This is a genomic window from Maricaulis sp., from assembly GCF_034670125.1.
GTDB lineage: Bacteria > Pseudomonadota > Alphaproteobacteria > Caulobacterales > Maricaulaceae > Maricaulis.
The window spans coordinates 179,947-206,622 of the sequence record NZ_JAXMOC010000003.1 but is presented as its reverse complement, the minus strand read 5'-3'; the positions used below and the strand labels follow the sequence as shown (position 1 = coordinate 206,622).

The window sequence follows — 26,676 nt, the reverse complement described above, 5'->3', positions numbered from 1 at the left end:
CCATGATCAATGTGACGCTTCCCGACGGATCCATACGCGAATTGCCGGATGGCGCCTGCCCGCTGGACCTCGCAGCGGATATCTCCAAATCCCTCGCCAAGGCGGCCATCATCGCGACGGTGGATGGTCAGGACTGGGACCTCAAACGCCCGCTCGACGGCGATGCCCAAGTGGCCATCATCACGCGCAAGGACGAGAAGGCCCTCGAGGTCATCCGCCACGACACCGCCCACATCCTCGCCCAGGCCGTGCAGGAATTGTTTCCAGGTACCCAGGTCACGATCGGCCCGTCGATCGAGGATGGCTTCTATTACGATTTCGCCCGCGACGAGCCATTCACGCCGGATGATTTCGAGGCCATCGAAAAGCGCATGGCGGCCATCGTCGATGCCGACCTGCCGTTTGAGCGCGAGATCTGGGATCGCAACGACGCCATCGCCAAATTTGAAGAGATGGGCGAGGCCTACAAGGCCGAGCTGATCCGCGACCTGCCGGAAGACGAGACGATCACCATCTATCGCCAGGGCGACTGGTTCGACCTCTGCCTCGGGCCGCACCTTCCCTCGACGGGCAAGATCGGCAAGGCGTTCAAGCTGATGAAGGTGGCCGGTGCCTATTGGCGCGGCGATCACCGCAACGCCATGCTGCAGCGGATCTACGGCACGGCCTGGGCCGATGACAAGCAACTCAAGGCGCATCTGCATCGCATCGAAGAGGCCGAGAAGCGCGACCACCGCAAACTCGGCAAGCAGATGGAGCTCTTCCACTTTCAGGAAGAAGCCCAAGGCCAGGTGTTCTGGCACCCCAATGGCTGGCGTCTCTACCGCACGGTCACCAGCTATATGCGTCGCCGACTCGAGGCCTCCGGCTATGTCGAGATCAAGACGCCGCAGCTGATGGACCGCAAGTTCTGGGAGGCGTCGGGCCACTGGGACAAGTATCGCGAGAACATGTTCATCTCCTCGATCGACCAGGAAGAAAAAGTCCTGGCCGTCAAACCGATGAACTGCCCCTGCCATGTGCAGGTGTTCAATCAGGGCCAGAAATCCTATCGCGACCTGCCGCTGCGCATGGCCGAGTTTGGCTCCTGTCACCGCTATGAGCCATCCGGCTCGCTGCACGGGCTGATGCGGGTGCGCGGCTTCGTCCAGGACGACGCCCACATTTTCTGCACCAGCGACCAGATTACGGCGGAAGTCAGCGATTTCTGTGAACTCCTGAAATCCGTCTATGCCGATTTCGGCTTTGAAGAGCCGCGGATCAAATTCTCCGATCGCCCGGAACAGCGGGTCGGGTCGGACGAGGTCTGGGACCAGGCGGAAGCCTCGCTGAAGGCTGCCGCCGAGGCCTCCGGACTGGAGTATGAGTACAATCCGGGCGATGGCGCCTTCTACGGTCCCAAGCTCGACTTCGTGGTCAAGGATGCGATCGGACGTGAGTGGCAGACGGGTACCATCCAGTGTGACTTCAACCTGCCGGAGCGTCTCGACGCCAGCTTCATCGGCGATGACAGCGAAAAGCATCGTCCCGTCATGCTGCACCGGGCCATCCTGGGGTCGCTGGAGCGTTTCCTCGGCGTGTTGATCGAGAGCTATGCCGGCAAGCTGCCCTTCTGGCTGGCACCGCGTCAGGTCGTGATCGCCACGATCACTTCGGATGCTGACGCCTACGCCGAAGAGGTCAGGGCAGCGATGCTCAAGGCCGGGCTCCACGCCGAGACCGATCTGCGCAACGAGAAAATCAACTACAAGGTCCGCGAGCATTCCGTTGGCAAGGTGCCGGTCATCGCCGTGGTCGGTCGCAAGGAAGCCGAGGACGGTACGCTGGCCCTTCGTTTCCTGGGTGAAGGCGGCAAGACGCAGGAAATCATGTCCCTTGACGACGCCATTGGCCGCTTGAGTGAGGACGCCAAGGCGCCCGACCTCAAGCGGGCCTAGGCAAGGGATAGCGCGATGCAGCGCGGCGATACCCGGGCGGGATGGGCAGGCTTGCTGGCTTTTGCCTTCGCCTTTCCGTTCGGGGTCGCCGGCAGTCTATTGATTGCGCCGCTGGTGTCGCTGCTCGCCATTCTCGCCATTCCGGTTCACGCGTCTTTCTGGCGGCCCGAGCGGACACCCTGGGCCCTGTTTGGCGCGGTGGCATTTTTTGGCTGGGTGTTGATCAGCTTTTCGTGGTCGCCCCATGATGATCCCGGTCAGGTATGGCGCACCGGGCTGGGCGTGCCGCTCTACATCCTGTTCGCCATGCGGGTGGGGCAGGTTGAAGGGGCCTGGCAACGTCGGATCGAGGCGGCGCTGCTGTTCATGGTGATCGCGCTGGGCCTGTTCCTGTTGTCCGAGGCGATGTTTGACGGCGCTGCGACCCGCGGGTTCAAACTCGCCGCAGAGGACAATCCCGATCAATCCGAATTCGGAATGAGCATCCTGGTCAATCGCAGCCTCGGGCACGCCACTGTGCCATTATTGCTGATGTGCATGCCGGTCGCCCTGATCGCCTGGCGCGAAGGCGGGCCGGTGATCGGCGCCTGTGTGCTGGTACTGGGCGGCGTCGCATCGTTCAGCTTCGACACCGAAGTGAACAGGGTGGCCTTCGTGCTGGGATCGGTCGCCGCGGCGCTGGCGGCGTTCTGGCCGCGAACGATGATGGCCAGCCTGTTCGGGCTTCTGGCCGGAAGCGTGATTGTGTTGCCGCTCATCCTGCCGGGCCTCATTGATGTCCTTCCAGACAGCTGGCGGGCGGCGCTGCCTGCCTCCTTCGAATGGCGGCTCCAGATCTGGAGTTACACGGGTGATCTGATCCGTGAGCAACCGTGGATTGGCTATGGCCTCGACGCGTCGCGTCCGCTCAGCGGAGAGGCAGAGGTCTATGCCTTCGGTCGCCTGCACAATGTCGAGGTCTTGCCGTTGCACCCACACAATGCCACTCTGCACGTCTGGCTTGAGACCGGGGCGGTCGGAGCCGCGCTTTTGGCTGGCGTACTTGTCGCTTTGGGGGGACGGATCGCCGCCGCACAACAGCTCTCGCGGTTGCAGGCTGTTGGCGTGGCTTGGGTGGTCGTGGTTTATGTGACTTTGATCGTATTCTCCTATGGGGTCTGGCAAGAATGGCACCAAGGGACAGTGGCGTTGGCAGCAACGAGCGTGTTCTTTCTCGCGGCCCGGAAACCGGCGCGGTAGCGGACCCGCGTCTGAGTGTCGTCACGGTTTCCTGGCAAACCGGACCCCGCCTTGTCGAGGCCGTCGCCTCGATCCTGGCTGCCCCGGGCGTCGATGAATTTGTCCTCGTCAATCATGGCAACCCTCCGGAAATGATCCAGTCGCTTCGAGCGATGGCGGCCGACAAGGACAATTTCGTCCTGATCGAAACCGGCGCGAACCTCGGATTCTCGCGCGGCTGCAATATCGGGGCGCAACGGGCGAGCGGGGATGTTGTCTTCTTCCTCAATCCTGACGCCATCCTCGCCAAGGGCGTGGCCAGTCGGCTGAAGGCCTCGGCGAAGGAGCTGGGCGACAGCATCTGGGCGATCGGCGCGCGGATCGTCAATGCGGATGGGAGCGAACAGCGAGGCGGGCGTCGCGGGGAGCTGACCCCTTGGTCGGCCCTGGTAACCTTCCTGGGCCTTGACCGCTTTGTTCCGGCGTTCCAGGGGCTGCATCTTGAAAATGAGGACCTGCCGGAAACGATCGTGCCCGTCCCCGTTGTGTCCGGCGCAGCCATGCTGATGCCGCGTCGCGGCTTCTTGCAGATGGGCGGTTTCGACGAACGATATTTCCTGCATGTCGAGGATGTCGACATTTGTCGCAAGGTTCGCGAGTGCGGCGGGTCGGTCTGGTTCGAGCCCCGCGCGTCCATCGTCCATTATGGGGGGACCAGCCAGTCCAACCCGTTCCTTGTCGAGACCCACAAGGCACTCGGATTCATCAAGTACTTCTGGAAATACTATCCGGGGGCACTCGAACGCCTGGTGACGATGGCCATGATGGGTCCGATCTTCGCGGCGATTTGGGGGCGGGTGATCCTGCTTCAGATCCGCAACCGGCTGCGTCTGTTGGCCCGCCGCCGAAAGGCCATGTCGCGCCTGCGCCGGATCGAGCGGCACCGCGCAGCCCGGCCCGCAGAGGCCCGTCCGTCGAGCGCCCCTAGTTCGTCGACGGTTTCGGAAAGCCGCCCGCTCTAGACAGGGCGCTGTCGACGGGGTGCTTCAACCCGTCAGTTTCCAGCCATTTCGCGGTGTCTATCAGCGTGCCGAGGTCCAGGCCGGTTTCAAAACCGCCGCGTTCGAGCATGTAGACCACGTCCTCGGTCGCGACATTGCCGGTTGCGGCAGGCGCAAACGGGCAGCCGCCAATCCCGCCGACCGAGGCGTCGATGACATCGACGCCGGCCTCGACCGCCGCAAAGATATTGGCCATGGCCGTGTTGCGCGTGTTGTGAAAATGCATGCGGATCTTCATGTCGCCGCTTTGGGCGCGCACCAAGTCGAGGGTCCGGCGGACGGTCCACGGATCGGCCACGCCGATCGTGTCGCCCATGGCAAACTCAACGGCCCCCGCAGCCTTCGCTCGCGCTGCCAGGCTCGCCACGACATGGGGGTCAACCTCGCCATCAAAAGGGTCACCAAAGGCCACCGACACCGTCACCGAGACGGGCACGCCCTCGTCATGGGCCAGCACGGCGATGCGGTCGAACAGGTCGGCGGTTTGTTCCGGCGTGGCGTTCTGGTTCTTCAGACCGAAGCCGGGTGAGGCGACCATGACGTAATTGACCTCGTCGCAGCCATTCTCCAGCGCCCGCCGCATGCCGCGCTCATTGAGCGCCAGGCCGATATATTTCACCCCGTCCTGACGCGGTACGCGCTGCATCACTGCATCGCTGTCGGCCATCGCCGGAACCAATTTGGGATGGACAAAGCTCGCCGCTTCCATGCGCCGCACCCCGGCGCCGATCAGGCGTTCGATGAACTCGATCTTGGTATCCGTCGACATCATCGCCGGGTCATTCTGCAACCCGTCCCGCGGTCCGACTTCAACGATCTCAATCTTGCGGGTCATTGGTCGTCACTCCGAAGCATGTGTGGCGTGTTTTCGTTTTCGGCTGCGCATCTTGTCCATGCCAGCACTAACGTTGTCTCGCTTCCGCGCGCATAATTCGTTCCGGCCGCCAGGCTGAGGTGGCAAACATCGGCACTGTCCTCAAACTGGATCCATGATTGCATGGATGTCAGCGCTTCATCGTCGTCGCGACGCCATTCAAAAAAGCTCATGAGCCCGCGGCGCAACGCGTCATCCCGCGACAAATCCAGCACCACCATCGTCGGCTCGTCCCGGCTTTCAGCGAACGCCAGCACTTCCTCCGTTGTCCCCAACACCGTATCCGTACCCAGCGAGAAGGCGAGGCTGGGTTCGGTGAAGCTGGAGGCGGTGACGATTTCGTCCGGCGACAGGCCGGTGATCGTCTCCGAATAGGCCCGCGCGGCACGGACCTGGTCGGCCAGGCGGACCGCATAGGCCTCGGCGAAGGCGCCGCTTCGGGCCGCCACTTGCCAGCCCAGTCCGGACAGGACCGCGAAGACAAGCGCCAGAACGCCCGGCCGCAACCGGTCGGTGGTCAGGGTCGCCGCTGACAGGGCCAGGAAGAGCGCACCCGATCCGAACACCCAGGCGGCGGCGTAGGGGTCCAGTCCCAACTGGAAGCCGCCTTCAAAGCCGGCCTGGGCGAGGCGGATCGCGTCCCAGCTGGCGTTGTTCCCATAGGTGATGAAGAAGTAGGGCAGGAGGAGTGCGAACGCCGCCGCCCCGACCGCGAACAGGGCCCAGCCCGCCCAACGCTGCCAGTGGGTGGCTTTGGTCAGTTCCAACAGTCCCCAGCCTGCAGCCAGTGCCAGCGCTGGATATAGTGGCAGGACGTAGTGGGGGAGTTTGGTGGGCAGGATCTCGAACAGGATCCAGGCCGGAACCGCCCAGGCGATCAGGAAGCGGGCGCTGCTTGCCCGTGTCTCATCGCCGCCGCGCAGGGCCGCGACAACCCGGCCGGCGCCGGGCACAAGAAAGAGCGTTGCCGGGAAGAAGACGAGGGGAAGAACCAGAAGATGATAGCCGGGAAGACCCCCATGTTGTTCGTGCCCCGACACCAGCTTGGGGCCAAGATCGCCGACCAGCGCATCGCGCAGGAATTGACCATCGGTGGCAATCTGGATCGAGATCAGCCATGGCAGGACGATAAGCCCGGCCAGGATTGGTCCCCACCAGACCAGAACCGGTTTCAGCCAACCGATCCTGCGCTCCCAGATGACCAGGGTGAAAGCGGTCAGGCCGGCAACCATCGGGGCTATCGGTCCCTTGATCAGGGCGCCCAATCCAATCGCTGACCAGAACAGCAAGGCCGTTCGCCAGCCCGGCCCGGCCCCGCTGCGGGCATTGGCGAGGGCGGCCATGGCCAGCGTCGTGACGCCGACCAGAACCGCATCTGTCTTGGCTATTCCGCCCTCTATCCCGAGCAGGACGGTCGTCGCCAGCAGCGCGGCACCGGCGAAAGCAGCTTCGCGACCGACCAGTCTCTGCCCACCCCAGAAGGCGGCCAGTGCGGCCAGGATCGCTCCCAGAACCGATGGCAGCCGATAAGCCCAGATCTCGCGGTCGTCAGCGTCCGAGGTCAGGGCAACGGCAGCGGCCTGCAGCCAGTAGATGCCGACCGGCTTCTTGTTGCGTGGTTCATCGAGATAATTGATCGCGATGAAGTCCCCGGTTTCCAGCATCTGGGCGGTGGCTTGGGCGTAGCGGCTTTCGTCCCGATCAATGGGCGGCAGGGTGAAGACGCCAGCGAGAGCCGACAGCGCTGCCAACAGGCCGATGATCCACCAGGCGCGGGCGCCACGGGCAAGATCGGTGATCAAATCGGCTCGGACCATGTCCGCGAACACCCTCTGCTGGAGCGCGGGATGAGAAATCCCTCGCGTCTTCAGTGAAACCCGGTATGTAACGGGCATCCTGTTATCGCAAGCTCAAGCAGACACCTATGAGCCAATCCGCGCCAAATTCTCCCGATATTTCAGTTGTTGTGCCGGCCTATAACGAGGCCGGCAATGTCGTGCCGCTGGCTCGCGAGATTGCAGCGGCCCTTGCCGGTCGCGATTTCGAGATCCTGTTCGTGGACGATTGTTCGACTGACACCACCCGGCAGGAACTGGTCGACGCCAAGGCCGAACTGCCGATGCTCAGGGTGATCGCCCATCGGCACAATGCCGGCCAGTCCCGCTCAGTCCGCACCGGTATCATGCATGCCCACGGCGCCGTGGTTTGCACGGTGGACGGAGACGGCCAGAATCCGCCGGTGGACCTGCCGACGGTGATCGATGCGCTGACCCGTTCAGATGCGCCGGAGAACCTCGCCTTGGTTGGCGGAGACCGTTCGGCCAACCGTCAGGATTCCGCCTGGAAGAAATTCGCCTCGCGCGCCGGAAATGGCCTCCGCAAGGCCATGCTCAACGACAACTGCAATGATACGGGCTGTGGGTTGAAGGCCTTCAAACGGTCCGCCTACCTGGAACTTCCCTTCTTCGACCACCAGCACCGTTTCCTGCCAGCTCTGATGATCCGCGAGGGCTATGTGTGCGAATTCCGGCCGGTCACCCATCGTCACCGCACCATCGGAACGTCGAAATATACGAATTTTGGCCGTCTTTTCGCCTCACTGACAGACATGATGGGCGTGATGTGGTTAAATTCACGCGCGCGCAATTCTCGCGGCAGCGATGAAGTCTGAGCGGCGCAAGTTGTTTTCGAAGCGAGTCAGGTGACCGCTTCACAACCGGGGAGAGTGTCGTATGGCCGGTGGCGGGGATAACGGCGTATTGTTAGGTATGACGGCGGCCAATCAAGCCCAGAGACGGGGTGGCCGCGGCAATGGGGGAGGTTCCATGTTCAACGTATTTCCACTTTTGATCATTCCGGTGGTCATCTACACGATTGTTGCCTACACGACCGGCGCCGACATGAGCGAAGGCTTGTTCGAGGTGAACATGGTGTCCGGCACTCTGGCCATCTCGAAGGGTGATCTTCTGGTCATTCTCGGCATGATCATGCTCTTCATGGAGCTGATCAAGGCGGCCGGGTCAGGCACCGCGACGATCATCAATCACGGCCTGTCCATGATGATCTTCGTGATCGCGATGGCGCTTTTCCTGCTGGTCGGTCACTTTGCGACCTCGACCTTCTTCCTGCTGACGCTGATGGCGTTGATGGATACCGTGGCCGGTTTCGTCGTCACCATCGTGGCGGCCCGTCGCGACCTTGCGGTCGGCGGCGAGGGCTGATCAGAGCAGAACGAAAAGCAGTCCAGCGCCCAGGCTCACATCGAGCCAGAAGCCGACGCGTCGGGCCTGGGCAACAGCGATTGTCATGCGCGCCGCTCCCACATCGGGGGCGGCGCTTTCTTGTCGCTGGTGGCTGCGTAGGTGCGGCGGAAGCGTTCGAGCTCGCTGGCCTCCGCCTTGAGGCCGCGACGCGGGGCATCACCGATGATCTGGACCATGACTTCCGCCGTGGCAGGACGGGCCCTCACAAACGAACGGTCGCTGTCGCGCTCGGACGTCTGCGGGGTCGGGACGGTGACGAGGGCCCGGTCCTGCCGCGGCGGACGATCCTGCGAACCGCGCACACGACTGGCCGGCTCAATACGCCGGCTGGTCGGGGTCGGGACAGAATATGCGCTGCGGATCGTGGTCATGCCCTCTCCATCGCAAGCCGGATGCCAACTCTTAACGAGACGTTAATCACGATTCTGGCCGCAATTGCGGCATTTCGGGCAGGCCGCAAAGCAAAACCGGCCCGCGAGGCGGACCGGTTGGCTCATTTCGGTACGATTTCATTAACCCTGTGAGAGGGTTGTGCCAGGTGGCCGTCAAAAGTGTCCGGCGATCACTTTTTGTCGAGCAACTCGTCCATCTTGGCTCTCAGACCATCCAGTTCCTCACGCAGGGCCGACAGGTCCTCGGGTTTGCCCGCTGCCGCATCACCGTCCGACGCCGCCTCGGACGGCGCACCGGCTCCCGGCATTGCCCCGGCTGAAAAGGGCGTGAACATCCGCATCGTCTGGCTGAACAATTCCATGTTGCGTCGCGTTTGCTCCTCAAGCATGGCCATGGTGGCCTGAGGTGAACCCATCGCGTCGGTCATCTTGTCGCGAAATTCTTCCTGCTGTTGCGAGAAGGAGTTCATCGACATCTGCAGATAACCCGGCACCACGCTCTGCAGGCTGTCGCCGTAGAAGCCGATCAGCTGGCGAAGGAAGTCGACAGGCAGCAGATTGGCGCCGCGGGATTCCTCCTCGAAGATGATCTGGGCCAGCACGCCCCGGGTCAGGTCGTCGCCACTCTTGGCGTCGACGACCTGGAAGTCGGTGCCCTTCTTTACCAGGTCACGCAGGTAATCAAGCGTTACATACTGGCTGGTGGAGGTGTCGTAGAGGCGGCGGTTCGCATACTTCTTGATCACGATGCCCGCGGCTTTGCCGGTCGATTTTGTCACCACATACTCCCTGTTTGCGCCGAAAATATTGTCGGGATTGTTTTGCGTTCGACTTGGGCGCACTACATTTTCATGTAAGGGTTTACGCGCTCAAGGCGGTGTGCTGCAAGCGCGAACGCTATCGGCACCACTGTCGGTGCAAAACAGACAGGTTCCTGGGGATAATCATGACACGAACGGCTTTGGTTACAGGTGGTACGCGCGGCATTGGCGCAGCCATCAGCGTCGCGTTGAAATCTGCAGGCCACACCGTGGTGGCCAACTATGCCGGCAATGAAACCGTGGCCCGCGCGTTTGCGGAAGAGACCGGTATCAAGGTCGTCAAATTCGATGTGGGCAGCTTCGAATCGAGCGCCGCCGGCCTGGCCGAGGCCGAGGCGCTGGCCGGCGCCCCGATCGATATCCTGGTGAACAATGCCGGAATTACCCGCGATACGATGTTCCACAAGATGAGCCAGGCCCAGTGGGACGAGGTCATCAATGTCGATCTGGGCTCGATGTTCAATGTGACGAGACCCTTGATCGATGGCCTTCGCGAGCGCGGCTGGGGCCGTATCATCAACATCTCGTCGATTAACGGCCAGAAGGGTCAGATGGGACAGGTCAATTACTCGGCCGCCAAGGCCGGCGTGATCGGTTTCACCAAGGCGCTCGCCCAGGAAACGGCCCGCAAGGGGATCACCGTCAACTGCATCACGCCGGGCTATATCAACACCGAAATGGTCGCCGCCGTGCCCGAGAAGGTGCTCGAAAGCATTGTCGCAGGCATTCCGGTTGGCCGGCTCGGCGAGGCGGGCGAGATCGGGGCCTTGTGCGTCTATCTGGCGAGTGAAGAGGCGGGATTTGTGACCGGCTCGACGCTGACGATCAATGGCGGACAGTACCTCGCCTGACATGAATCCGGTGTCTGCCCCAAATTTGCCGTCTTGGCGGTCATTATGCGTGTCGGGATGACGCGTTGGTTGATCGCCATACTGATCGCCGCTTTGACAGCAGGCGCTGCAACAGGGATGCAAAATCCCCTGCGCGACCGCCTGTTGCGAAACGACCGGGCGGAGCAGGTGACCGGCTGGTTCCAGCGCGCCGATACCGGTGAATTCTTCCTGTTCGACCGATCCGGCGATGCCGCTTTGCTGCAGGAGCGCGACGCGCCCGACAGCGAAGTCCTGGTGCTCTATCCGGACCGCGCGCCGGGCGGCGGTACCGCGTTCATCACCGATACCGGACGCGAAGTCATCCGGCTGACCGGCCTTGGTGGTGCGACCTATTTTCCGCCGACATCGCCGGACGGCGTGATCGCCGATTTCGCCAGTCCTGCCGGAGCGTTGGCACCGCCGCCCCGCTCTCCAGACGAAGTGCGAGAGCGTGCAGAGGCGCTGGCCAGCGAAATGGCGGCCGCGCTCGACCGGTCGATTTCGATCGCCTACGCGCCGGCCCCGCGCGCCGGACTCGGCGTTCAGTTCGATACCCTGCATGTGATTGCCCGAGCGTTCGAGTCGGTCCGGGGTGAGCGGCGTCGACTGCGCGGTGTCGAGCATGTGCGGATTGATCTGGGCGATGCGCCTGCCGCCTTCCGCCAGGACGACACTCTGGTGGTCGTGATCGCGCCGCTGTTGGGATATGGCGGTCGTCCCTCGTCGGACTTTATTGGCCAGGTATTGCTCAGCGACCCCAGCGCCACTTGATCAGGACCGGTCGGGTGACCAGCCCGGCGGTGCCAGTTCAAACCCGTCAAAGCGAAATCCCGGCGCGACCGTGCACCCGACCAGGGTCCAAGCGCCGTTTGAACGTGCGCTTTGCCAGGCACCCTCCGGTACGATTCCCTGGGGGCGTTGCCCCTCCATCAGGCCCGGTCCCAACATCAATGTCGTGATGCCTTCGCAGCCGGCGCTGATCGACAGTTCCAGCGGTGACCCGGCGTGCCAGTGCCAGATTTCCACCGCATCGACCCGGTGCCAGTGGGATTGTTCGCCAGCAGCGAGCAGATAATAGATCGCCGTTGACCGGTCGCGCCCGCCGGCCGGATCCGGGTCGCGCAGGGTTTCGACATACCATCCGCCTTCCGGGTGCTGCTGCAGACCCAGCGTCTCGATGATCCGGCGAGCCTCCTCGGGCAGGGTCAACTCGGGCCGGGTCAAAACGAGTCCTTTCTCCGGCGGATTTCGGCAAAGACGTCTTCATCGTCATCCGTCGTCATGCCGAGGCGGGCACGAATGGCCGGGTCATCCGGGCGGAGGAAGGGGTTGGCGGCCTTCTCGGCGGCGATCGTTGTGGGAACGGTTGGCTCGCCGCGGGCGCGCTCACCCTCGACCATGGCGGCGTAGACCTGCAGGTCGTGATTGTCCGGATCGACACTGAGGGCGAAGCGGGCATTGGCCTCGGTATACTCATGGGCGCAATAGATGCGGGTCTCGTCGGGCAGGGCCGCCAGTCGTGACAGGGAGTGCCACATCTCTGCCGGCGTGCCCTCGAACAGGCGGCCGCAGCCCAGCGCAAACAAGGTGTCGCCGACAAAGGCAATTCCATCCATCGGCAGGTGATAGCAGACATGCCCCATTGTATGGCCGGGCGTGTAGAGGACTTTGGCCTTGTGCTGACCCAGGCTGATCACATCGCCGTCCTCGACTTCGACGGCGATACCGGGAATGCGATGCCGGTCATAGCGCGGCCCCACTATCTTTGCGCCGGTCACAGCCTGGACCGCTTCATTGCCGCCCGCATGGTCGAAATGGTGGTGCGTGTTCCAGATCTGGGTGATTGACCACCCCGCCTGTTCGGCTTCGCTGAGAATCCGGTCGGCATCCGGCGTGTCGATGGTGGCCGTCTCGCCGCTGTCCGGATCGTGGACCAGGAAGCCGTAATTGTCCGAGAGGCAGGGAAACTGCCGGATAAGGAGTTCGCTCATTGTCCAAATGTCCGCTTGCGCTAGGCTGTCACTGCCGGAACCGCCCTGGTGGGCGCTGTCCGAGAACTTAGGCATCGTGCGGGAGTGTGGCCAGTGCGCCGTGACGTCCTTGAACTCGACCGTTTCTATCGCAGCCGACAGGGGCAGGCGGCGCACCGCATGATCGCACGACGTGTGAGCTCGATCTGGCCGGACGTGACCGGACTGGACGTGTTGGGTATCGGCTTCGCCAACCCCTATCTCGATGTCTGGCAGGGCAAGGCGCGGCGTTGCGTTTCGCTGACCCCGGCCGCGCAGGGCGCCATCGTACCGGGTCCGGACGGTGTGCCGACGGCGTTGGGGGATGAAACCCACCTGCCGTTCCAGGAGGCCCTGTTCGACCGGGTTTTGCTGGTCCACGCGCTTGAGGAAACCGACTCGCTGCCGGCGCTGTTGCGTGAAGTCTGGCGGGTGCTGGCGCCGGAAGGCCGGTTGTTGATTGTCTCGCCGTCGCGGACCGGCATCTGGGCCTGGCTCGACTCCACGCCCTTCGGGCATGGTCGCCCGTTCTCCCGCGGACAGCTGACCCGCCTGCTGGATGACGCACTGCTCGTTCCGACGGCCTGGTCGCGGGCCTTGTACGCGCCGCCCTGGGGTTGGAGCACGCATCGCCGGGTCGCCAACCTGTGGGAAGAAGTGGGGGAATACGCCTGGCCGGCCCTGGGCGGCCTGATCCTGGTGGAGGCGGTCAAGCACAATGCGGCAATCACGCCGGGACTGCGGACTGCACGTGCAAGCAGGGCGGCACTTGAAGGTCAGCGCCAGCCCGCGCTATCTCCCCGTCACGGGTCCGGACGGGCCCCGAGGGATTGAGGAGTTATCATGTCTATCGAACCACGTGCCGGCATTCTGGACATCCGCCCCTACAAGCCGGGCTCGTCCGAGGCACCGGGTATTGAGAACCCGGTCAAGCTGTCCTCCAACGAGAACGCGCTGGGCTGTTCGGACAAGGCCGCCGCCGCCATGACGGCGACCGCGTCGAAACTCCATCTCTACCCAGATGGCGGTGCCAGCAAGCTGCGCGAGGCGATCGCCGAGGCCGAAGGCCTGGAAGCAGAGAACATCGTTTGCGGCACAGGCTCGGACGAACTCCTGCAGCTTCTCGGCCGGGCCTACCTCAATCCCGGTGACAAGGTCGTCCAGTCGCAATACGGCTTCCTGGTCTACCGCCTCGTGGCCATGCAGTGTGGCGCCCGGCTGGTGTCCGCGCCGGAGCGGGATTATCGCTCGGATGTCGATGCCATCCTGGAAGCCGCCGGCGACGATACGAGGATTGTATTCCTCGCCAATCCCAACAATCCGACCGGCACCTATATCTCCGATTCCGAAGTGCGCCGACTGCGCGATGGTCTGCCATCCACAACCTTGCTGGTCCTCGATGCTGCCTACGCCGAATTTGTCGGCAATGCTGATTATGACGCCGGCATCGCCCTGGCCCGGGAGCGTGATGATGTGATCGTCACCCGCACCTTCTCCAAGATCCACGGATTGGCGGCGCTGCGCCTCGGCTGGGCCTATGGCAACAAGGCGATCATCGACGTGCTGCACCGGGTTCGCGGGCCGTTCAATGTCAACATGGCCGCGATCGAAGCCGGCACGGCGGCGATCCGGGACCGGGAGTTCATGCAGCGCTCGGTCAACCACAACAACGAGTGGGTCGCCTTCCTGCGCCAGCAGATCGGCGGGTTGGGGCTGGAAGTCACGCCCAGTGTCTGCAATTTCGTGCTGATCCATTTCCCGCAGACACCCGGCAAGACGGCCGCCGACGCTGATGCCTACCTGACCTCCAAAGGCCTTATCATCCGCGCGGTCGACCCGTACGGGCTTCCGGACGCTCTGCGCGCCACGGTCGGAAGCGAGACGGAAAACCGGCGTCTGGTCGACGCCCTGTCGGACTTCATGAAAGCCTAGTTCTCGAGGCCGCCCAGACGGGCCGGTCCCAGATAAACCCCGCCATCCCGGATCCGGAAGGGCAATGACACACCTTCCGGTCCGCGCGGTGCCATCATGGCCGCAACGCGCAGGGCTTCGCTGTTCTGCTCGGGGATGAGGCCGGCTTCGACCAGGGCTTCCGCCAGCGTGTCCGGATCTGTGACCCGCAATGACAGGCGGCCGTCCGGGCGGGCCATCCGGTCTACGGTGAACTCGCCGACCGCGGTCAGGTCTGCGGGCCCCCATTGCAGGCCGGCATCAGTGATATCCAGACGGCCGCCTGCCTGGCTCCAGGCGAGCGAGTCGGCATTGCGTGCCAGCGCCGACCACTCGGTGACCGTGAACTCGACACGGGCCATGGCCAGCGTGTCACCGAACGCGCGTTCCACGTCGTGGCCCAGTACACCGGGCGCGGCAACCACATTCTCGACAAGGCCGCGGACACGCAACGTGTTGTCCGTCGAGACGACGCCGTTGAGATAGAGCGCGCCGATCGACCGAATGTCCGGAGGGTCGCCGGCACGAGTGAGGACGGTGAGATTGGCCAGCTCGGCACCCACCCGCGAAGTGGCTCCGTTCTCGTCGTAAACAAGGCTGACGCGGGCGTCGCTCGCCTGCAGCTCAAGCCGGCTGCCGGGTGCGTTCAGATCCGCCAGGAAGGCCGGCCCGCCGAAGCGGACGATCCAGTGCGACAGGTCGTAGGGAACGGCATGGGCCTGCAGGCTCGACAGTTCCGCATGCCAGCCACCATCGCTGCGCGGCGCCGTGATGCGGGGTTCGCGGAAGGTGATCTGGAAGCGGTAGGGAAAACCGGAAACGGTCAGGGCTTCGCGCTCGATGACATAGCCGGCGGCCTCCTGGTCGGCGACCCAGTCCTCCACTGCCGACCGGATCTGGGTCGAAGCATAGAACCAATAGGCGGAATAGAGCACCAACACGAAGAGGATCGCGCCAAATGGCAGAATGAAACGCATACGCCCGTTCATGGTCAGATCTCTTTCTTCGCGGCGGGCTGACCGGCCGCCAAAAGCGCATCGGTGCCCGTATTGATCCGCGCGTGAAGCTGCTGCATGAAGCTGGCCTTGTCGAGGCCGGGCGCGATCGGCTCGAGGAATTCGACCACGATCCTGCCGGACTTGCGCAAGCCGCAATAGGTCTGCAGGTGGACGCCGGAGTTCAGCGCGACCGGAATGCAGGGCTTGCCCATCGACTTGTAGAGACCGGCTATGCCGGGTTTCAATTCCGGCGTTTCGCCCGGCAAGACCCGGGTTCCCTCAGGAAAGATCAGCACTTGCCGGTTCTCGCTGCCGCGCTTTGCCGCGTCCCGCAACATGCCCTTGAGTGCCTTGCCGCCGCCATCGCGGTCGATCGAGATATTGCCGAGCTTGACTGCGAACCATCCGAAGATCGGCATGTAGACGAGCGATTTCTTCAGGATGATTGCCGGGTCGGGCAATATCTCCCAGAACGCCAGCGTCTCCCACATGCTCATGTGTTTGGACGCCACGAGGGCGCCGTCCGTGGTGAGGTGTTCGCGACCACGGACCTCGAATGTCACGCCCATGATCCAGCGCATGCCGAACCAGATCACCTTGAGATAGGCGCGCAGGATCGCGCGTGCCCAGGACCTCGGACCAAGCAGGAAGGGTGTCCCGGCGAGGCCGAAGACGATCATCAACCCGTACATCCAGATGTAGAATATGAAGGATCGCAAAAAGCGCATCAGGCGTCTTCCGTCTGCGGGGTCAGCGAATGTCGCAGCTGGACCGTCGTGAACTTGGCATACTCCTGGAGCCAGAGTCGCAGCGCGCCGACATCCTGCCAGGGGGCCTGCGTCCGTACAGGATAGGGAATCAGGTCGACACCGGGCATGCGGCTGCGAAACTCCAGAAGGCTGCGGGGCAGATGATAGTCTGAGGTCACGATGATCAAGCGATCATAACCGTTCGCCTGCACATAGGCGGCGGCTTCGCGGGCATTGCCGACCGTGTCGGTCGCTTCGCGGCCCAGGGTGACACAACAGCTGAAGGCGGCGTCATCAAGGCCGGTCTGGCGGCGAATGTCGGCGGTGGTGACAGACGGGTGCACGCCGGAAATCATCAGGCGCGGGGCCCGGCCATTGCGGTACAATTCCCCGCCCGTCGCCAGTCGGCCCGCATCCCCGGTCAGGACGATGATGGCGTCGACCGGCGTTGCGGCCGCCGGGACGTCATATCCGGTGACCTTGCCGGCATAGGCGGCAAACCCGATCGCGCTCGCCAGGACAACGACAAAACACAAGCCTCGCAGCCAGAGCCAGCTCTGCTTCATGCCGCTCTCCTAAATGGTCGGACCGCCGTCGGACGGCCGGACAGGTGGGGCCTCGCCAGCATCAGGTTTCTCGCGCGAAACGGGCGGATTTATGGTCGGTCACCAGCGCCCCCGCAAATCGGCGGCGACCGCCAGCCTTGCCGAGATGGCGGCTGTGGCACCGGCCAGCAACGGCGCGATGGCGAGCAAGACAATCTCGAACGGGTCCGCCGCCCATTGGGGCAGGAAGAAGGCCATGTCAGCCGGCGCATCGCCCAGGCTGACCAGGATCGAGACCAGTCCGGCAATCACGGCACCGGCGACACCGGACTTAAGTCCCAGCATGAAAAAGCGGCGCTGGAACAGGCCGGCGATGAAACGGTCCTCGGCGCCGCACAGGTGAAGCGCGTCGATTACGTCAAGACGGGCTGCCAGGCTGGCCCGGGCCGCGAAGGCGATCACCGCGGCCGCTGCGCCGGCCAACAGCGCGAGCAGCGCCAGGCCAAGCCCCTGCGCCGTCCCGGCTGCCCGCCGGACAGCATTGGCCCAGCGGCCGTGATCATCAATCCGGGCCGCCATCCCTTCTGCATCGAGTTGCGCTTGCAGGCTTGCAGTATCGATCACACTGCCGAAACGGGTGCGGACATCGACCAGCAGTGGCAAGGGCAGGTCGTCTGGCAGGTTTCCCTCGCCCAGCCAGGGGGTCAGCAGCGCCAGCGCATGATCGCGGCCGCGGGCCGTCGCCTGTTCGACACCCTCGACGGCCTCGGCAATCTCTGCCGCGCGCACAGCGTCGGCATCGGCGTCGCGTCCCTCGACCGGCCGGATCTGGATCGTCAGCGAGGTTTCCAGATCCGTCGTCCAGCTCTGCGCCTGCAGCCATGCCCCGCGTGCGCCCAAGGCTGCGATACAGGCGAGGAAGACCAGGATCGCGGCCACCACAAAGAGCGGTCGGTCGCGGCCCGCGTCGGGAGGAAGCAGGCGTCCATTGCCACCGGTTGGAGGTTTGGGCAGGACTTTAGTCATCGCCTTCCCCATCGCGCTGGTCGCCGGCCGGCGGGGTGTCCGGTTCGGCCGGGTCATGGATGCGCGGAGCGGCGGCGGCCGGTGCCGCGGCGATTCGGTCGGCCTCAGCTTCGGCGTCAGCGTCAGCCTGGGCTTCCTCGCGCATCCGCTGGCGAACACTGCGCGGTGGCCGGATATGGAGGTGCCCGTTGGCCAGTGTCATCACCGGCGCGTCCAGCATGCGCACCAGTTGCAGGTCATGCGTGGCGATTATGATGGTGGTGCCCAGCTTGTTGAGCTCGGCGAACAGGCGCAGCAGGCGCATGCCCATTTCCGGATCGACATTGCCGGTCGGCTCGTCGGCGATCAGGACTTCTGGCTGGCCGACCACGGCACGGGCGATGGCCACACGCTGCTGCTCGCCGCCCGAAAGGGTTGCCGGCAGGGCGTTCATCTTGTCACCGAGGCCGACCCAGGCCAGAAGTTCGGCGACATCTTCGGCATAGTCTTGGCGTTTGCGCCCGGCGACCCGCAGCGGCAGGGCGACATTGTCGAACACATTCATGTGCCCGAGCAGGCGGAATTCCTGGAACACCACGCCGACCCGGCGACGCAGGTCCGGCAATTCATTGCGCGGCAGGGTGGCGGCGTCGCGGCCGAAATAGCTGATCAGCCCGCGCGACGGCTTCGCGGCCAGGTAAATCAGTTTCAGCAATGAGGTTTTGCCGGCGCCGGACGGTCCGGTGAGGAATTGGAAAGAACCGCGTGGTAAATCAAAGGACAGATCGCGCAAAATCTCGGGTCCCCGGCCATACCGCATGCCGACATTGTCGAAGCGGATAACCGGCTCCGGGTCCATGTGCGGCGACTGGGATGAACTCGAAACGATGGAAATCCTCCATGGGGACGGGTGAGCCGAAGAAGATGTGTAGACGACTCATATGAGCATAGTACTCAGCTGTCCGTCATGTACCACGCGTTACCGCGCCAATCCCAATGCGATTGGCACGAACGGACGTCGTGTGCGCTGCGCATCCTGCGGTCATGTATGGACGGCGGAGGTGGAAGATCCCAGCGATCTGCCAAGCCTGCAACCGGCCCCGCCGGTCACGCCTGATGCTCCGGCGGAAGAGTCCGGAGCCGGGAAAAAAGTCCATACCGCCTTTCGCGAACGCCAGGAAAAGAAACGCCGGACGCTGTCAGCTGCCGCTGCCGGTGGTGCCTGGGGCGGACTGGTCGCTGCCTGTGCCGTCCTGTTCATGTGTGCCTGGGTGTTCCGGGTCGACATTGTGACCCTCTGGCCTCGTGCATCGTCGGCCTATGCGATGGTTGGCACGGCGGTTAATCCGTGGGGCTATGATGTGGGCGAGCTGGAAGTCTCCCGCGAGGTCGATCATGGCGTGCCGCTGTTGGTTGTTTCCGGCGATGTCCACAATTTCGACCGTCGGTCCCGCGCCATTCCATCACTGCGCGCCATCCTGCGCGATGAGCATGGCGAGGCCGTGCTGGAGTGGACGATCTCCATGCCGGCCGGGCGCCTTGATGCCGGACGTCGCCAGGACTTCCGCACGGTTGTGTCCGATCCGCCGCCGGAAGCGGTCGAGGTTGAAGTGGTGCTGATGGCGGCGCCGGCCCATGGCAATGCCGCGGTGGATGAACAGGGTTTCGATCCCGACCGCGCACCGGAAGCCGGGCATGGCACTGACACTGGTGCCTCCGGTCACGACGCCGGAGCGGATCATTCTCAAGTCGACACGCACGCGGCTGAACCTGCCCACAGCGCTCCGGCGGACCCCCATGCGGCCGCCGAGCCGGTACAGACAGACCATCACTGACCCGACTTTCCTCCCGGCCGTTGAGCGCCGGGCAAGAAAAAGGGCGGACCCGGCTTCGGGCCCGCCCTGATCCAATCGACTGGCGTCATGCGTCCTGTGGCTGGACCCGCTTGCCCATCAACGTGTCGATGAGAGCCGGCAGTCCAGCCCCTTCCGACGACTGGTGGACATCGATCCGGCCGACCTTGTCGGTCAGCCGTTCCAGTGCTTCCAGCTCCTTGAGCCGCATCAGCGCCGGATGATCTTCCATCAGTCGTGCCGTGTTGAGGAGCGCCCGCGTGGCGGCGGTTTCCTCACGGCGACGGACGAGGTTGGCTTCGGCCGCCTTTTCGGCTTCCACCACCTTGTTCAGCATGTCACGCATTTCACCCGGCAGGATGACGTCCTTGATGCGCAGATCACCGACCTGCACGCCGGTGTCGACCAGGCGGTCACGCAGATGTGCCGTGATCTCCCGGTCAACCTCGATGCGGTCCTTCAGCAGCCCATCCAGTGTCCGGCCAGCGACCGCCTCGCGGGCGGCGAACTGGACCAGCTTGTAGATGTGCGCATCGGCATCCGTCAGGGCCTTGGCACGCAACACCGGATCGATGACCCGGGTGAAGGCGGTCAGGTTCAGACGGATTGTGACACGATCCCGGGTCAGCACTTCCTGTGCGGTTACGTCGAGCGCAGTTTCCCGCATGTCGACGCTTTCAATACGGATCAGACGGTCCGCCGCCCAGAAGGCGTGACGCCCCGGATCCAGGCGCTCACGCAGCGCGCCGTCGACAAACAGCAGGCCAGCGCGTTCGCTTGCAATCCGGGCCTGCACGATGGCCGTGCCGGCTTGCGAGGACCAGCGATCAGCCAGCCGCGGGTCAATCCGGTCGGCCTCGGCAAGGTCCACCATCTCGACGCGAACGTCGTGCATGACCGTCCAGAAGGCGCGGGTCATGCCGTGCGGCACCAGCGCGTGCGGAGCTCCATCCAGCGTCACCAGAGCCAGCGTGCCGGCTTGCGGTTGGACGTAGATGAAGTTTCCCTCGGCCAGGTCCGGGCGTGCGCGCAGGATCTGGTTTGCGAGCTCGAAGTCGAGGATTGCGCGGCGCGTATCGAAAATCTCGACGCGGATTCGTGCCAGCGGATCGAGCCACTGATGGCGTCCGGGGCCGACGAGGTCGACAATCGCGCGATCGCGCAGCACCAGGCCACGTTCGTGTTCGGCCAGAACGGCCGTGGTCATAATCATATCAAAGGCCTTTCTTGTTCTTTTTGGTCAAAGGCTTGGCAGGACTGCCAGGACCGTTCGACGGAACGCACACGGGGTGGACGTTCAGGCGACAGGTCCCGGCCTTTAAAGGACCTGTCGCGAGGAGGCGTGGCCGCTAGGCGGCGTTCAGTCTCCGAAGCAACACGCCCTCGGGCGGTTCGTTGGCGCCGGTATCCCGCGCACCGCAAAGTGCGGGCGCCGTCTGCCGGTCTGCTGGACGTTTGAAGGCCGGCACAAAGGTCGGCGACAAATGGCTCAGGCAGGGGCGCGAACGCTCCTGGCAGCCTGGTTCAACAGTCAGGTAAGTCGACTTTGCAGGTCGAGGCTTTGGATGGGGATTTGAACCCCAATATCCATGATTAAAGGTCATGTGCTTTACCAGATCAGCTTTCCAAGCAATCCCTCATGCAACCGGAACACGGGATGGGCATCGCCCTCCGCGCCGGCGGGGTCTCACGAGCCCCACGCAATCGGGAGGCGGGTTCTGACCGAGGTCGGATCAGCAATCAACCGCTATGTTGCGAAAAAATCCCGGTGTGGCGGATTAACCACAATGCCAGGCGTCAAAACCGGTCCAGCAGGCGCTCAATATAGTCGAGCTCTTCCTGGGGGCGGCCGGCTTCGGCGGCGCGGCGGCGGAGTTCTTCCAGGATGTCGCGGGCCCGGGCCCGGCTCATCTCGTCGGGGACCTCGACGCCGGAACCATCGGCAAAGGCGCCTTCGGCCGGACGGCCAAGCGGGTCGCTATTGTCCTCGCCTTCACCCATCTGGCTGCCATTTTCCTGCATCCGGTCCAGTAGTTCGCGGGCGAGTTGCTCGGCACCGGAGCGCAGGTCGGCAAGGGCTTGCTCCTGAGCGGCCAGGGCCCCTTCGGTATCACCATTTCGCAACGCTTCTTCGGCCTGGCGCATGGCTTCTCCGGCGCCGCCCATCGCCTCTTCGCCCGCACCTGGCAACGCATCGGCGGACTCCGAGAAACGCTGGGCCAATTGACCCTGGGCATCGGCCAAGCCCTGGGCGCTCTGGCCACCGCCGCTCTGGTTCTCTGCCAGTGATTGCGGGCCCTCGCCGGACTGGGGGCCTTGCTGCTGTTGTCCCGATGAGCTGCCGGATTGCGGTTGGCTGGCGCCGCCGTCCTGTTCGGACAGACCGAAGGTCTCGTCCTGGAGGTTGCGCTGTTCGCCGATGACCTCGCCCAGCTCCTCAAGTGCCCGGGCGATGGCTTCTGAGATCGGGTCGCTGGGCTGGCCGTCACCCTGGCCCTGACCCAATTGCATCTGCATGTTGCGCAGCATTTCCGACAGGGCGGCGAGGGCCTGGCGGGCGTCGGCGGTATTGCCCAGCTCGGCGGCATCACGCAAGGCGTCCAGCATCTCCTGCAGGCCTTCGGAATTCAGGTTCTGACCTTGCCCGCCTTCGGCGAAGTTGCCGTCTTCGGCGGCTTCGCGTGCCATGGCTGCCATGTAGTTCTGCATGGCTTCCTGATAGGCCTCGAACAGGGCGGCAAGCTCGGTCTCGTCGGCGCCGCGGGCGAGGGCTTCCATCAAGGCGCGCTCGGCAGCCCGCAAGGCCGCTTCGGCATCGGCGAGCGAACCGAGTTCGGCTCGCAGCGCGATGAGCCAGAGGTCGCCTTCCAGATTGCCGAGGGCGGCCTGGTCGCGCTGGCGGCGCAGCCTGTGCAGCGCTTCGCGCAGCCCGAGATAGACGATGGGATCTTCGAAGAAATATTCCGGCGCGTCCGAAATGGCCGCCAGACTCCGCGCGACTTGCTGCAGTCCCTCCGGTGCCCGCTCGATACGCCGGGCGGGGTTTTCGGTGAAATAGGCCGGACCGGCGGGAACATCCTCGGCGAAAAGGGGCTCGGGTTCGGAGAGGGTCTCGTAGGGTTCACGGGCTGCCATTACGTCGCGGCGCTGCTCGGCGACAGCCCGGGCGAGGGCATCGAGGAAGACTCGCGCCGGCAGGGTGATGCCCAATTCCGGAGACCGCCCCGTATTGCCGGCGGCATCGGTTGCCACCATGCGGATTTCCACACGGCTGCCCGCAAGCGGATGGCGGGCCGTTTCCAGCAGGGTCGACATGGCGTCGGCTTCGCCACTGGGCACGACGGAGTTGGTGTCAATGTCGAGCGATTGCCAGGCGGCATCGCTGTCACTCTCCGGCCGGATTTCAAGGGCGTAGCCGGTTGCGCCATGGTCATCGGTGACGGTGAAGTCGAGGTCGAGTTCACCGGCGGCAGTCGAGTCGGGCACCTGGGTCAGGCGCACCCGCGGCGGGGTGTCGGGTGTGACCCGGATCGACCAGGTCTCGCGCGTGCCGGGCGCGGCAAGGCGCAGGCTGGCGTCCAGGTCGATCGGCTGGCGAAGTTCCCAGACGCTGTCGCCAATCTCGTTGCCCGAAGCGCGTTGCCGGCCATCGCTGTCGCGCAGGGTCAGAGTCGGCTGGCGCCGGGACCCGGCGATCCGGGCGACAAAGGTCGATCCGGCGGGGACGGTTGCCGTCCGGCTGTCGTCGGCCAGAAAGATCGGTGCGCGGCCGGTATAGGCGGGCGGGTCGATCCAGGCATCAATCGTCACCGTCTGGCCACCGGCGATGATCAGGTCTGGCGAGAAGGCTTCGCCGACCCGGTCGCGGGCGGCAGGGCCGGCGACGAGCCAGCTGACAATCAGGCCTAGCCCCAACATGCCCCGCAGGGCGAAGCGGTCGAGACGGGCCCAGGCCGCGCGCGGTCGTCGCGCCCGCGCTGCTGCGAGGCGGGCGGCCATGCGCGCCTGATGCTCGGTCCAGACCTTGAGGGCCACCGGATCGCCATCGCTCGGTCGGTCGGTCAGGGCCTCGTGCGGGCGGGCGGTGATGTGGCTGTCCGTCTCAACCCGTCGCGCGGTGTCGTCATCGCTCGGCCAGCGGAAGGCACCAACCCCGGGCCGGGTCAGCCAGACCGCGAGGATGAATGTCGTGACGGCATAAATCGCGCGCCACGGATCGCCGAACATTTCCCATATGCCCAGCAAGGCCAGAATCACAAAACCGGCGACCCAGGCAAGGCCCGGCCAGACAACCGGAACCGACCGCTCCCAGACGAGCGAAAACCAGGCAAGGATCAGGGACGTACGGCGCATGTCGTGAAAACTACCACGGTGCAGCGGAATAACGAGGCTCCGATGCATTACACTTTGGTGAGCCGCTGGGGCGTCAACCGGCTATTCGCCGCTCTCGTCTTCCGCGGCCGGCGGCTCACCCCAGAGCGGGTCGGGACGGTCGAGATTGCCTCGCAGACCACAGGCCGCGACGGCGAGCGCGCTGAGCGCGACGAGTGTGAAGGTAGCCAGACGTTTCATCGCAATTGCTCTCAACAACCCAGGCGATCCTTCCAGATCGCCACCTGTTCGCGGACCCGGATCGGCGACGTGCCGCCAAAACTGGTCCGGCTCATCATCGATGCCCGCGCACTCAACACGGAAAACACGGCCTCGTCGATAGCCGGTTCAACGGATTGCATCTCGGCCAGCGACAGCTCCGCCAGTGGCACGCCTCTGGCCTCGGCCCGTTTGACGATCGAGCCGGAGATGTGATGGGCGTCGCGGAAAGGCTTGCCCAGCTCGCGCACGACGTAGTCGGCGAGGTCGGTGGCGTCGGAATAGGCTTCACCGGCAGCCTCTTCCAGGGCTTCAGGGAAGAAGGTGAGGTCGCCGGCCATGCCCGCCATCGACAGCAAGGCCAGTTCCAGATCGTCGATCGCCTGGAAGACCGGCGCCTTGTCTTCCTGCAGGTCCTTGGAATAGGCGAGCGGCAGGCCCTTCACCACGGTCAGCAGTCCGGTCAGCGAGCCGATGATGCGGCCCGGCTTGGCGCGGACCAGCTCGGCGGCGTCGGGATTGCGCTTTTGCGGCATGATCGAGGAGCCGGTCGACCAGGCATCGGACAGGGTCGCAAAGCCGAAACGGCGGGTGCACCACAGCACGATCTCCTCGGCGAAGCGCGACAGGTTCACGGCGCAGATCGAGGCGGCCGACAGCACTTCCAGCGCAAAGTCACGGGCAGCGACGCCGTCGAGTGAATTGGCCATCGGTCGGTCAAACCCAAGATCACTGGCGGTCATCTCGCGATCGATGGGGAAGGCGGTGCCGGCCAGGGCCGCACAGCCGAGCGGGCTTTCATTGAGGCGCTTGCGGGCATCGGCGAAACGGCCGCGATCACGCTGCGCGACTTCCACATAGCTCAAAAGATGGTGACCCAGCGAGACCGGTTGCGCGGTCTGCAAATGGGTGAAGCCCGGCATGACCTGGTCGGCATGGATCTCGGCCTGCTTGACCAGGGCAGTCTGGTAAGCGGCGAGCATCGCGTCGATCCGGTCGCAGGCATCGCGCAGCCAGAGCCGGAAGTCGGTCGCGACCTGGTCATTGCGCGAGCGAGCGGTGTGCAAACGGCCGGCGGGCTCGCCGATAATGTCCTTCAATCGCGCCTCGACATTCATGTGAACGTCTTCAAGCGCTTTCGACCACGGGAAGTCGCCGGCATGGATCTCGGAGCGGACCTGTTCAAGCCCGCGCTGGATCGCCGCAGCATCGGCGCTTGAAATCACCCCGGTTGCGGCCAACATTCGGCTGTGGGCGAGGGATCCATCAATATCCTGGTCCGCCATTCGCTGGTCGATGTCGACCGACGCGTTGATGGCCTCCATGACGGCTGACGGGCCGGCCGAGAAGCGGCCGCCCCACATGGCGCTGGAGGCCTTTGCCCGGCCGTCGTTCGAACTGTCGTCAGCCATGTCGGTGTCCCGTGGAGGAAATGATATGAAAATGTCGCCGATCGGCCTTGGTATACTGGGCATGACCATCCTGGCCATAGGGTGGTTCCTATACGTGATGCTTTCCGGTGCGAGCAAGGGCGAAACCGGTCCACTGGACAGCTATGCTCATGGTGAGATGCGGGCCTTTGTCTCGATCGACGACGCCCCGGCGCAGCCCGACCTGGCCTATCGCAATGGCGATGGCGAAGAAGTCCGGCTGTCCGACTATCGCGGCCAGGTGATCCTGGTAAATTACTGGGCGACCTGGTGCGGGCCCTGCGTGGAAGAAATGCCGGCGCTGTCCGACCTCCAGTCGGAGTTGGGGGGCGATGAGTTCCAGGTCGTCACGGTGACGTTGGACCGCTCGATCGAGGATGCCCGTGAGTTTCTCACCCGAATGGAGCTCGACAATCTGCCGCTCATCCACGACGAGACCTTTTCCAGCCCCAATCGCGTGCGGGCGATCGGCCTGCCGATGTCCATTCTCTATGACGGGCTGGGTCGGGAGATCGGTCGCGTGCCGGCTCCGGCGGAATGGAATAGCGACGATGCCTACGCGCTGATCCGCGCCGCGATCCGGCGTAATGTGTGACCTCACGGTCATTTCGTGACCGTCCAAACGTCAACTGTGGCGGGGCGCTGCGGGGCTGAACAGGCGACCCGCCGGGGTGAGTGTCAGGCTCGTTGACCTGTGCCCGGTGGTGGAAGCGATTGAGGTCGCCGCGGCAAGCGAATAAAGCTGTGTCATGGCCCTTCTGCTTCCCTTTGCCTTGCTGGTTGTCCTTGCGATCCTGGTGATGCGCCACCAATCCCGCGACGGCGGATTGCGCGGCGATTTGTGGCGGATCGAACAGGCGCTGATCGGCGCGACCGAGAATGGCGTGGAGCTGGATGCCGGCCTGATGGGGTCGCCGCATCTTCAGGAAGCGCCAGAGCATCTGTACCGCCTGGTAGCCGAGGCGGTGACATCCCGTGACGCAGCAGCCGGACATCGCGCGCTGGCCGGGATCCGCGAGTATCGCGTGTTTCGCGGGTGGAAGGCGTGAAGCCGCCGCGCCGTGACGTCGGCCGGGCCGATTGTAACCATCCCCAACCGGGCTAGTCTG

Annotated in this window: 27 protein-coding genes, 1 tRNA gene and 1 pseudogene; 13 read left to right on the top strand and 16 right to left on the bottom strand. The window is 64.2% G+C overall.

The features are described 5' to 3' along the window. Nucleotides 1–2: 2 nt before the first annotated feature. Genes thrS through VOI18_RS07185 form a run of 3 tightly spaced genes read left to right on the top strand, consistent with a single transcriptional unit; the run spans nucleotide 3 to nucleotide 4,177 of the window. On the top strand, nucleotides 3–1,937 hold the full coding sequence (thrS, locus tag VOI18_RS07195) for a threonine--tRNA ligase (protein WP_323761720.1): 1,935 nt from the start codon (nucleotides 3–5) through the stop codon (nucleotides 1,935–1,937). 15 nt (nucleotides 1,938–1,952) lie between these two features. Next, complete coding sequence (locus VOI18_RS07190; protein WP_323761719.1) at nucleotides 1,953–3,176, top strand: O-antigen ligase family protein; 1,224 nt, start codon at nucleotides 1,953–1,955, stop codon at nucleotides 3,174–3,176. Continuing rightward, the gene (locus tag VOI18_RS07185) at nucleotides 3,104–4,177 is read left to right on the top strand and encodes a glycosyltransferase family 2 protein (protein WP_323761718.1); all 1,074 of its coding nucleotides are present in this window, start codon (nucleotides 3,104–3,106) and stop codon (nucleotides 4,175–4,177) included. The genes VOI18_RS07190 and VOI18_RS07185 overlap by 73 nt, the downstream gene beginning before the upstream one ends. Here VOI18_RS07185 and VOI18_RS07180 read toward each other — a convergent pair. Further along, entirely contained in the window at nucleotides 4,140–5,051 is a 912-nt protein-coding gene (locus tag VOI18_RS07180; RefSeq protein ID WP_323761717.1) for a hydroxymethylglutaryl-CoA lyase, read from the bottom strand. The genes VOI18_RS07185 and VOI18_RS07180 overlap by 38 nt on opposite strands. Then, on the bottom strand, nucleotides 5,048–6,907 hold the full coding sequence (locus VOI18_RS07175) for a glycosyltransferase family 39 protein (RefSeq protein WP_323761716.1): 1,860 nt from the start codon (nucleotides 6,905–6,907) through the stop codon (nucleotides 5,048–5,050). The genes VOI18_RS07180 and VOI18_RS07175 overlap by 4 nt, the downstream gene beginning before the upstream one ends. A 107-nt stretch (nucleotides 6,908–7,014) precedes the next feature. On the opposite strand from VOI18_RS07175, the gene VOI18_RS07170 reads away from it, so the two are divergent. Then, nucleotides 7,015–7,761 carry a glycosyltransferase family 2 protein gene (locus VOI18_RS07170; RefSeq protein ID WP_323761715.1) on the top strand — a complete coding sequence of 249 codons (747 nt, stop codon included), beginning with the start codon at nucleotides 7,015–7,017 and terminating at the stop codon, nucleotides 7,759–7,761. A gap of 154 nt (nucleotides 7,762–7,915) precedes the next feature. Beyond that, on the top strand, nucleotides 7,916–8,311 hold the full coding sequence (locus tag VOI18_RS07165) for a hypothetical protein (RefSeq protein WP_041636983.1): 396 nt from the start codon (nucleotides 7,916–7,918) through the stop codon (nucleotides 8,309–8,311). A gap of 83 nt (nucleotides 8,312–8,394) precedes the next feature. On the opposite strand, the gene VOI18_RS07160 is transcribed toward VOI18_RS07165, so the two are convergent. Together VOI18_RS07160 and phaR are read right to left on the bottom strand one after the other, a co-directional pair. After that, the gene (locus tag VOI18_RS07160; RefSeq protein WP_323761714.1) at nucleotides 8,395–8,724 is read right to left on the bottom strand and encodes a hypothetical protein; all 330 of its coding nucleotides are present in this window, start codon (nucleotides 8,722–8,724) and stop codon (nucleotides 8,395–8,397) included. Nucleotides 8,725–8,915: 191 nt separating this feature from the next. Next, nucleotides 8,916–9,524, bottom strand: a complete 609-nt coding sequence (phaR, locus tag VOI18_RS07155; RefSeq protein WP_323761713.1) for a polyhydroxyalkanoate synthesis repressor PhaR — start codon at nucleotides 9,522–9,524, stop codon at nucleotides 8,916–8,918. A gap of 167 nt (nucleotides 9,525–9,691) precedes the next feature. Here phaR and phbB point away from each other — a divergent pair, with 167 nt between their 5' ends. Both phbB and VOI18_RS07145 read left to right on the top strand, forming a co-directional pair. After that, on the top strand, nucleotides 9,692–10,417 hold the full coding sequence (gene phbB, locus VOI18_RS07150) for an acetoacetyl-CoA reductase (RefSeq protein WP_323761712.1): 726 nt from the start codon (nucleotides 9,692–9,694) through the stop codon (nucleotides 10,415–10,417). Between the two features lie 117 nt (nucleotides 10,418–10,534). After that, nucleotides 10,535–11,209 carry a DUF4908 domain-containing protein gene (locus tag VOI18_RS07145; protein WP_323761711.1) on the top strand — a complete coding sequence of 225 codons (675 nt, stop codon included), beginning with the start codon at nucleotides 10,535–10,537 and terminating at the stop codon, nucleotides 11,207–11,209. Here the strand turns inward: VOI18_RS07145 and VOI18_RS07140 are convergent, their stop codons facing one another. Beyond that, nucleotides 11,210–11,662 carry a cupin domain-containing protein gene (locus VOI18_RS07140; protein ID WP_323761710.1) on the bottom strand — a complete coding sequence of 151 codons (453 nt, stop codon included), beginning with the start codon at nucleotides 11,660–11,662 and terminating at the stop codon, nucleotides 11,210–11,212. Further along, nucleotides 11,659–12,429, bottom strand: coding sequence for a hydroxyacylglutathione hydrolase (gene gloB / locus VOI18_RS07135; RefSeq protein WP_323761709.1), 771 nt, complete (start codon nucleotides 12,427–12,429; stop codon nucleotides 11,659–11,661). The genes VOI18_RS07140 and gloB overlap by 4 nt, the downstream gene beginning before the upstream one ends. A 93-nt stretch (nucleotides 12,430–12,522) precedes the next feature. On the opposite strand from gloB, the gene VOI18_RS07130 reads away from it, so the two are divergent. Then, nucleotides 12,523–13,281 (top strand): methyltransferase domain-containing protein, encoded by a 759-nt coding sequence (locus tag VOI18_RS07130; protein ID WP_323761708.1) that lies wholly within the window; start codon nucleotides 12,523–12,525, stop codon nucleotides 13,279–13,281. Nucleotides 13,282–13,290: 9 nt separating this feature from the next. Beyond that, nucleotides 13,291–14,379, top strand: a complete 1,089-nt coding sequence (gene hisC, locus VOI18_RS07125) for a histidinol-phosphate transaminase (protein ID WP_323761707.1) — start codon at nucleotides 13,291–13,293, stop codon at nucleotides 14,377–14,379. Here the strand turns inward: hisC and VOI18_RS07120 are convergent. The 5 genes from VOI18_RS07120 to ftsE form a co-directional block, all read right to left on the bottom strand. After that, complete coding sequence (locus tag VOI18_RS07120; RefSeq protein ID WP_323761706.1) at nucleotides 14,376–15,386, bottom strand: DUF2125 domain-containing protein; 1,011 nt, start codon at nucleotides 15,384–15,386, stop codon at nucleotides 14,376–14,378. The two genes, hisC and VOI18_RS07120, sit on opposite strands and share 4 nt — an antisense overlap. A gap of 2 nt (nucleotides 15,387–15,388) precedes the next feature. Beyond that, nucleotides 15,389–16,123: a lysophospholipid acyltransferase family protein gene (locus tag VOI18_RS07115; protein WP_323761705.1), complete on the bottom strand. Its 735-nt coding sequence runs from the start codon at nucleotides 16,121–16,123 to the stop codon at nucleotides 15,389–15,391. Further along, nucleotides 16,123–16,710 carry a YdcF family protein gene (locus VOI18_RS07110; RefSeq protein WP_323761704.1) on the bottom strand — a complete coding sequence of 196 codons (588 nt, stop codon included), beginning with the start codon at nucleotides 16,708–16,710 and terminating at the stop codon, nucleotides 16,123–16,125. The genes VOI18_RS07115 and VOI18_RS07110 overlap by 1 nt, the downstream gene beginning before the upstream one ends. Nucleotides 16,711–16,809: 99 nt before the next feature. Further along, nucleotides 16,810–17,715: a hypothetical protein gene (locus tag VOI18_RS07105; protein ID WP_323761703.1), complete on the bottom strand. Its 906-nt coding sequence runs from the start codon at nucleotides 17,713–17,715 to the stop codon at nucleotides 16,810–16,812. Next, the gene (ftsE, locus tag VOI18_RS07100; protein WP_323761702.1) at nucleotides 17,708–18,553 is read right to left on the bottom strand and encodes a cell division ATP-binding protein FtsE; all 846 of its coding nucleotides are present in this window, start codon (nucleotides 18,551–18,553) and stop codon (nucleotides 17,708–17,710) included. The genes VOI18_RS07105 and ftsE overlap by 8 nt, the downstream gene beginning before the upstream one ends. An 82-nt stretch (nucleotides 18,554–18,635) precedes the next feature. Between ftsE and VOI18_RS15050 the strand changes: the two are divergent. Then, nucleotides 18,636–18,740, top strand: a pseudogene (locus VOI18_RS15050) (MJ0042-type zinc finger domain-containing protein); the annotation flags it as partial. A 15-nt stretch (nucleotides 18,741–18,755) separates the two neighbouring features. Beyond that, nucleotides 18,756–19,529 carry a hypothetical protein gene (locus VOI18_RS07095; RefSeq protein ID WP_323761701.1) on the top strand — a complete coding sequence of 258 codons (774 nt, stop codon included), beginning with the start codon at nucleotides 18,756–18,758 and terminating at the stop codon, nucleotides 19,527–19,529. Nucleotides 19,530–19,614: 85 nt separating this feature from the next. Here VOI18_RS07095 and VOI18_RS07090 read toward each other — a convergent pair whose 3' ends face one another. The 5 genes from VOI18_RS07090 to argH all read right to left on the bottom strand — a co-directional run bounded on the left by VOI18_RS07090 (nucleotide 19,615) and on the right by argH (nucleotide 25,549). After that, entirely contained in the window at nucleotides 19,615–20,754 is a 1,140-nt protein-coding gene (locus VOI18_RS07090; RefSeq protein ID WP_323761700.1) for a slipin family protein, read from the bottom strand. A gap of 350 nt (nucleotides 20,755–21,104) precedes the next feature. Continuing rightward, a tRNA-Lys gene (locus VOI18_RS07085) sits at nucleotides 21,105–21,178 on the bottom strand. 166 nt (nucleotides 21,179–21,344) lie between these two features. Beyond that, on the bottom strand, nucleotides 21,345–23,900 hold the full coding sequence (locus VOI18_RS07080) for a DUF4175 domain-containing protein (protein ID WP_323761699.1): 2,556 nt from the start codon (nucleotides 23,898–23,900) through the stop codon (nucleotides 21,345–21,347). An 81-nt stretch (nucleotides 23,901–23,981) separates the two neighbouring features. Continuing rightward, nucleotides 23,982–24,119, bottom strand: a complete 138-nt coding sequence (lptM, locus tag VOI18_RS07075) for an LPS translocon maturation chaperone LptM (protein ID WP_323761698.1) — start codon at nucleotides 24,117–24,119, stop codon at nucleotides 23,982–23,984. An 11-nt stretch (nucleotides 24,120–24,130) separates the two neighbouring features. Then, on the bottom strand, nucleotides 24,131–25,549 hold the full coding sequence (argH, locus tag VOI18_RS07070; protein ID WP_323761697.1) for an argininosuccinate lyase: 1,419 nt from the start codon (nucleotides 25,547–25,549) through the stop codon (nucleotides 24,131–24,133). Between the two features lie 25 nt (nucleotides 25,550–25,574). On the opposite strand from argH, the gene VOI18_RS07065 reads away from it, so the two are divergent. Continuing rightward, nucleotides 25,575–26,162: a TlpA disulfide reductase family protein gene (locus VOI18_RS07065; protein ID WP_323761696.1), complete on the top strand. Its 588-nt coding sequence runs from the start codon at nucleotides 25,575–25,577 to the stop codon at nucleotides 26,160–26,162. A 154-nt stretch (nucleotides 26,163–26,316) separates the two neighbouring features. After that, nucleotides 26,317–26,616, top strand: coding sequence for a hypothetical protein (locus tag VOI18_RS07060; protein WP_323761695.1), 300 nt, complete (start codon nucleotides 26,317–26,319; stop codon nucleotides 26,614–26,616). The last annotated feature ends 60 nt before the right edge of the window (nucleotides 26,617–26,676 follow it).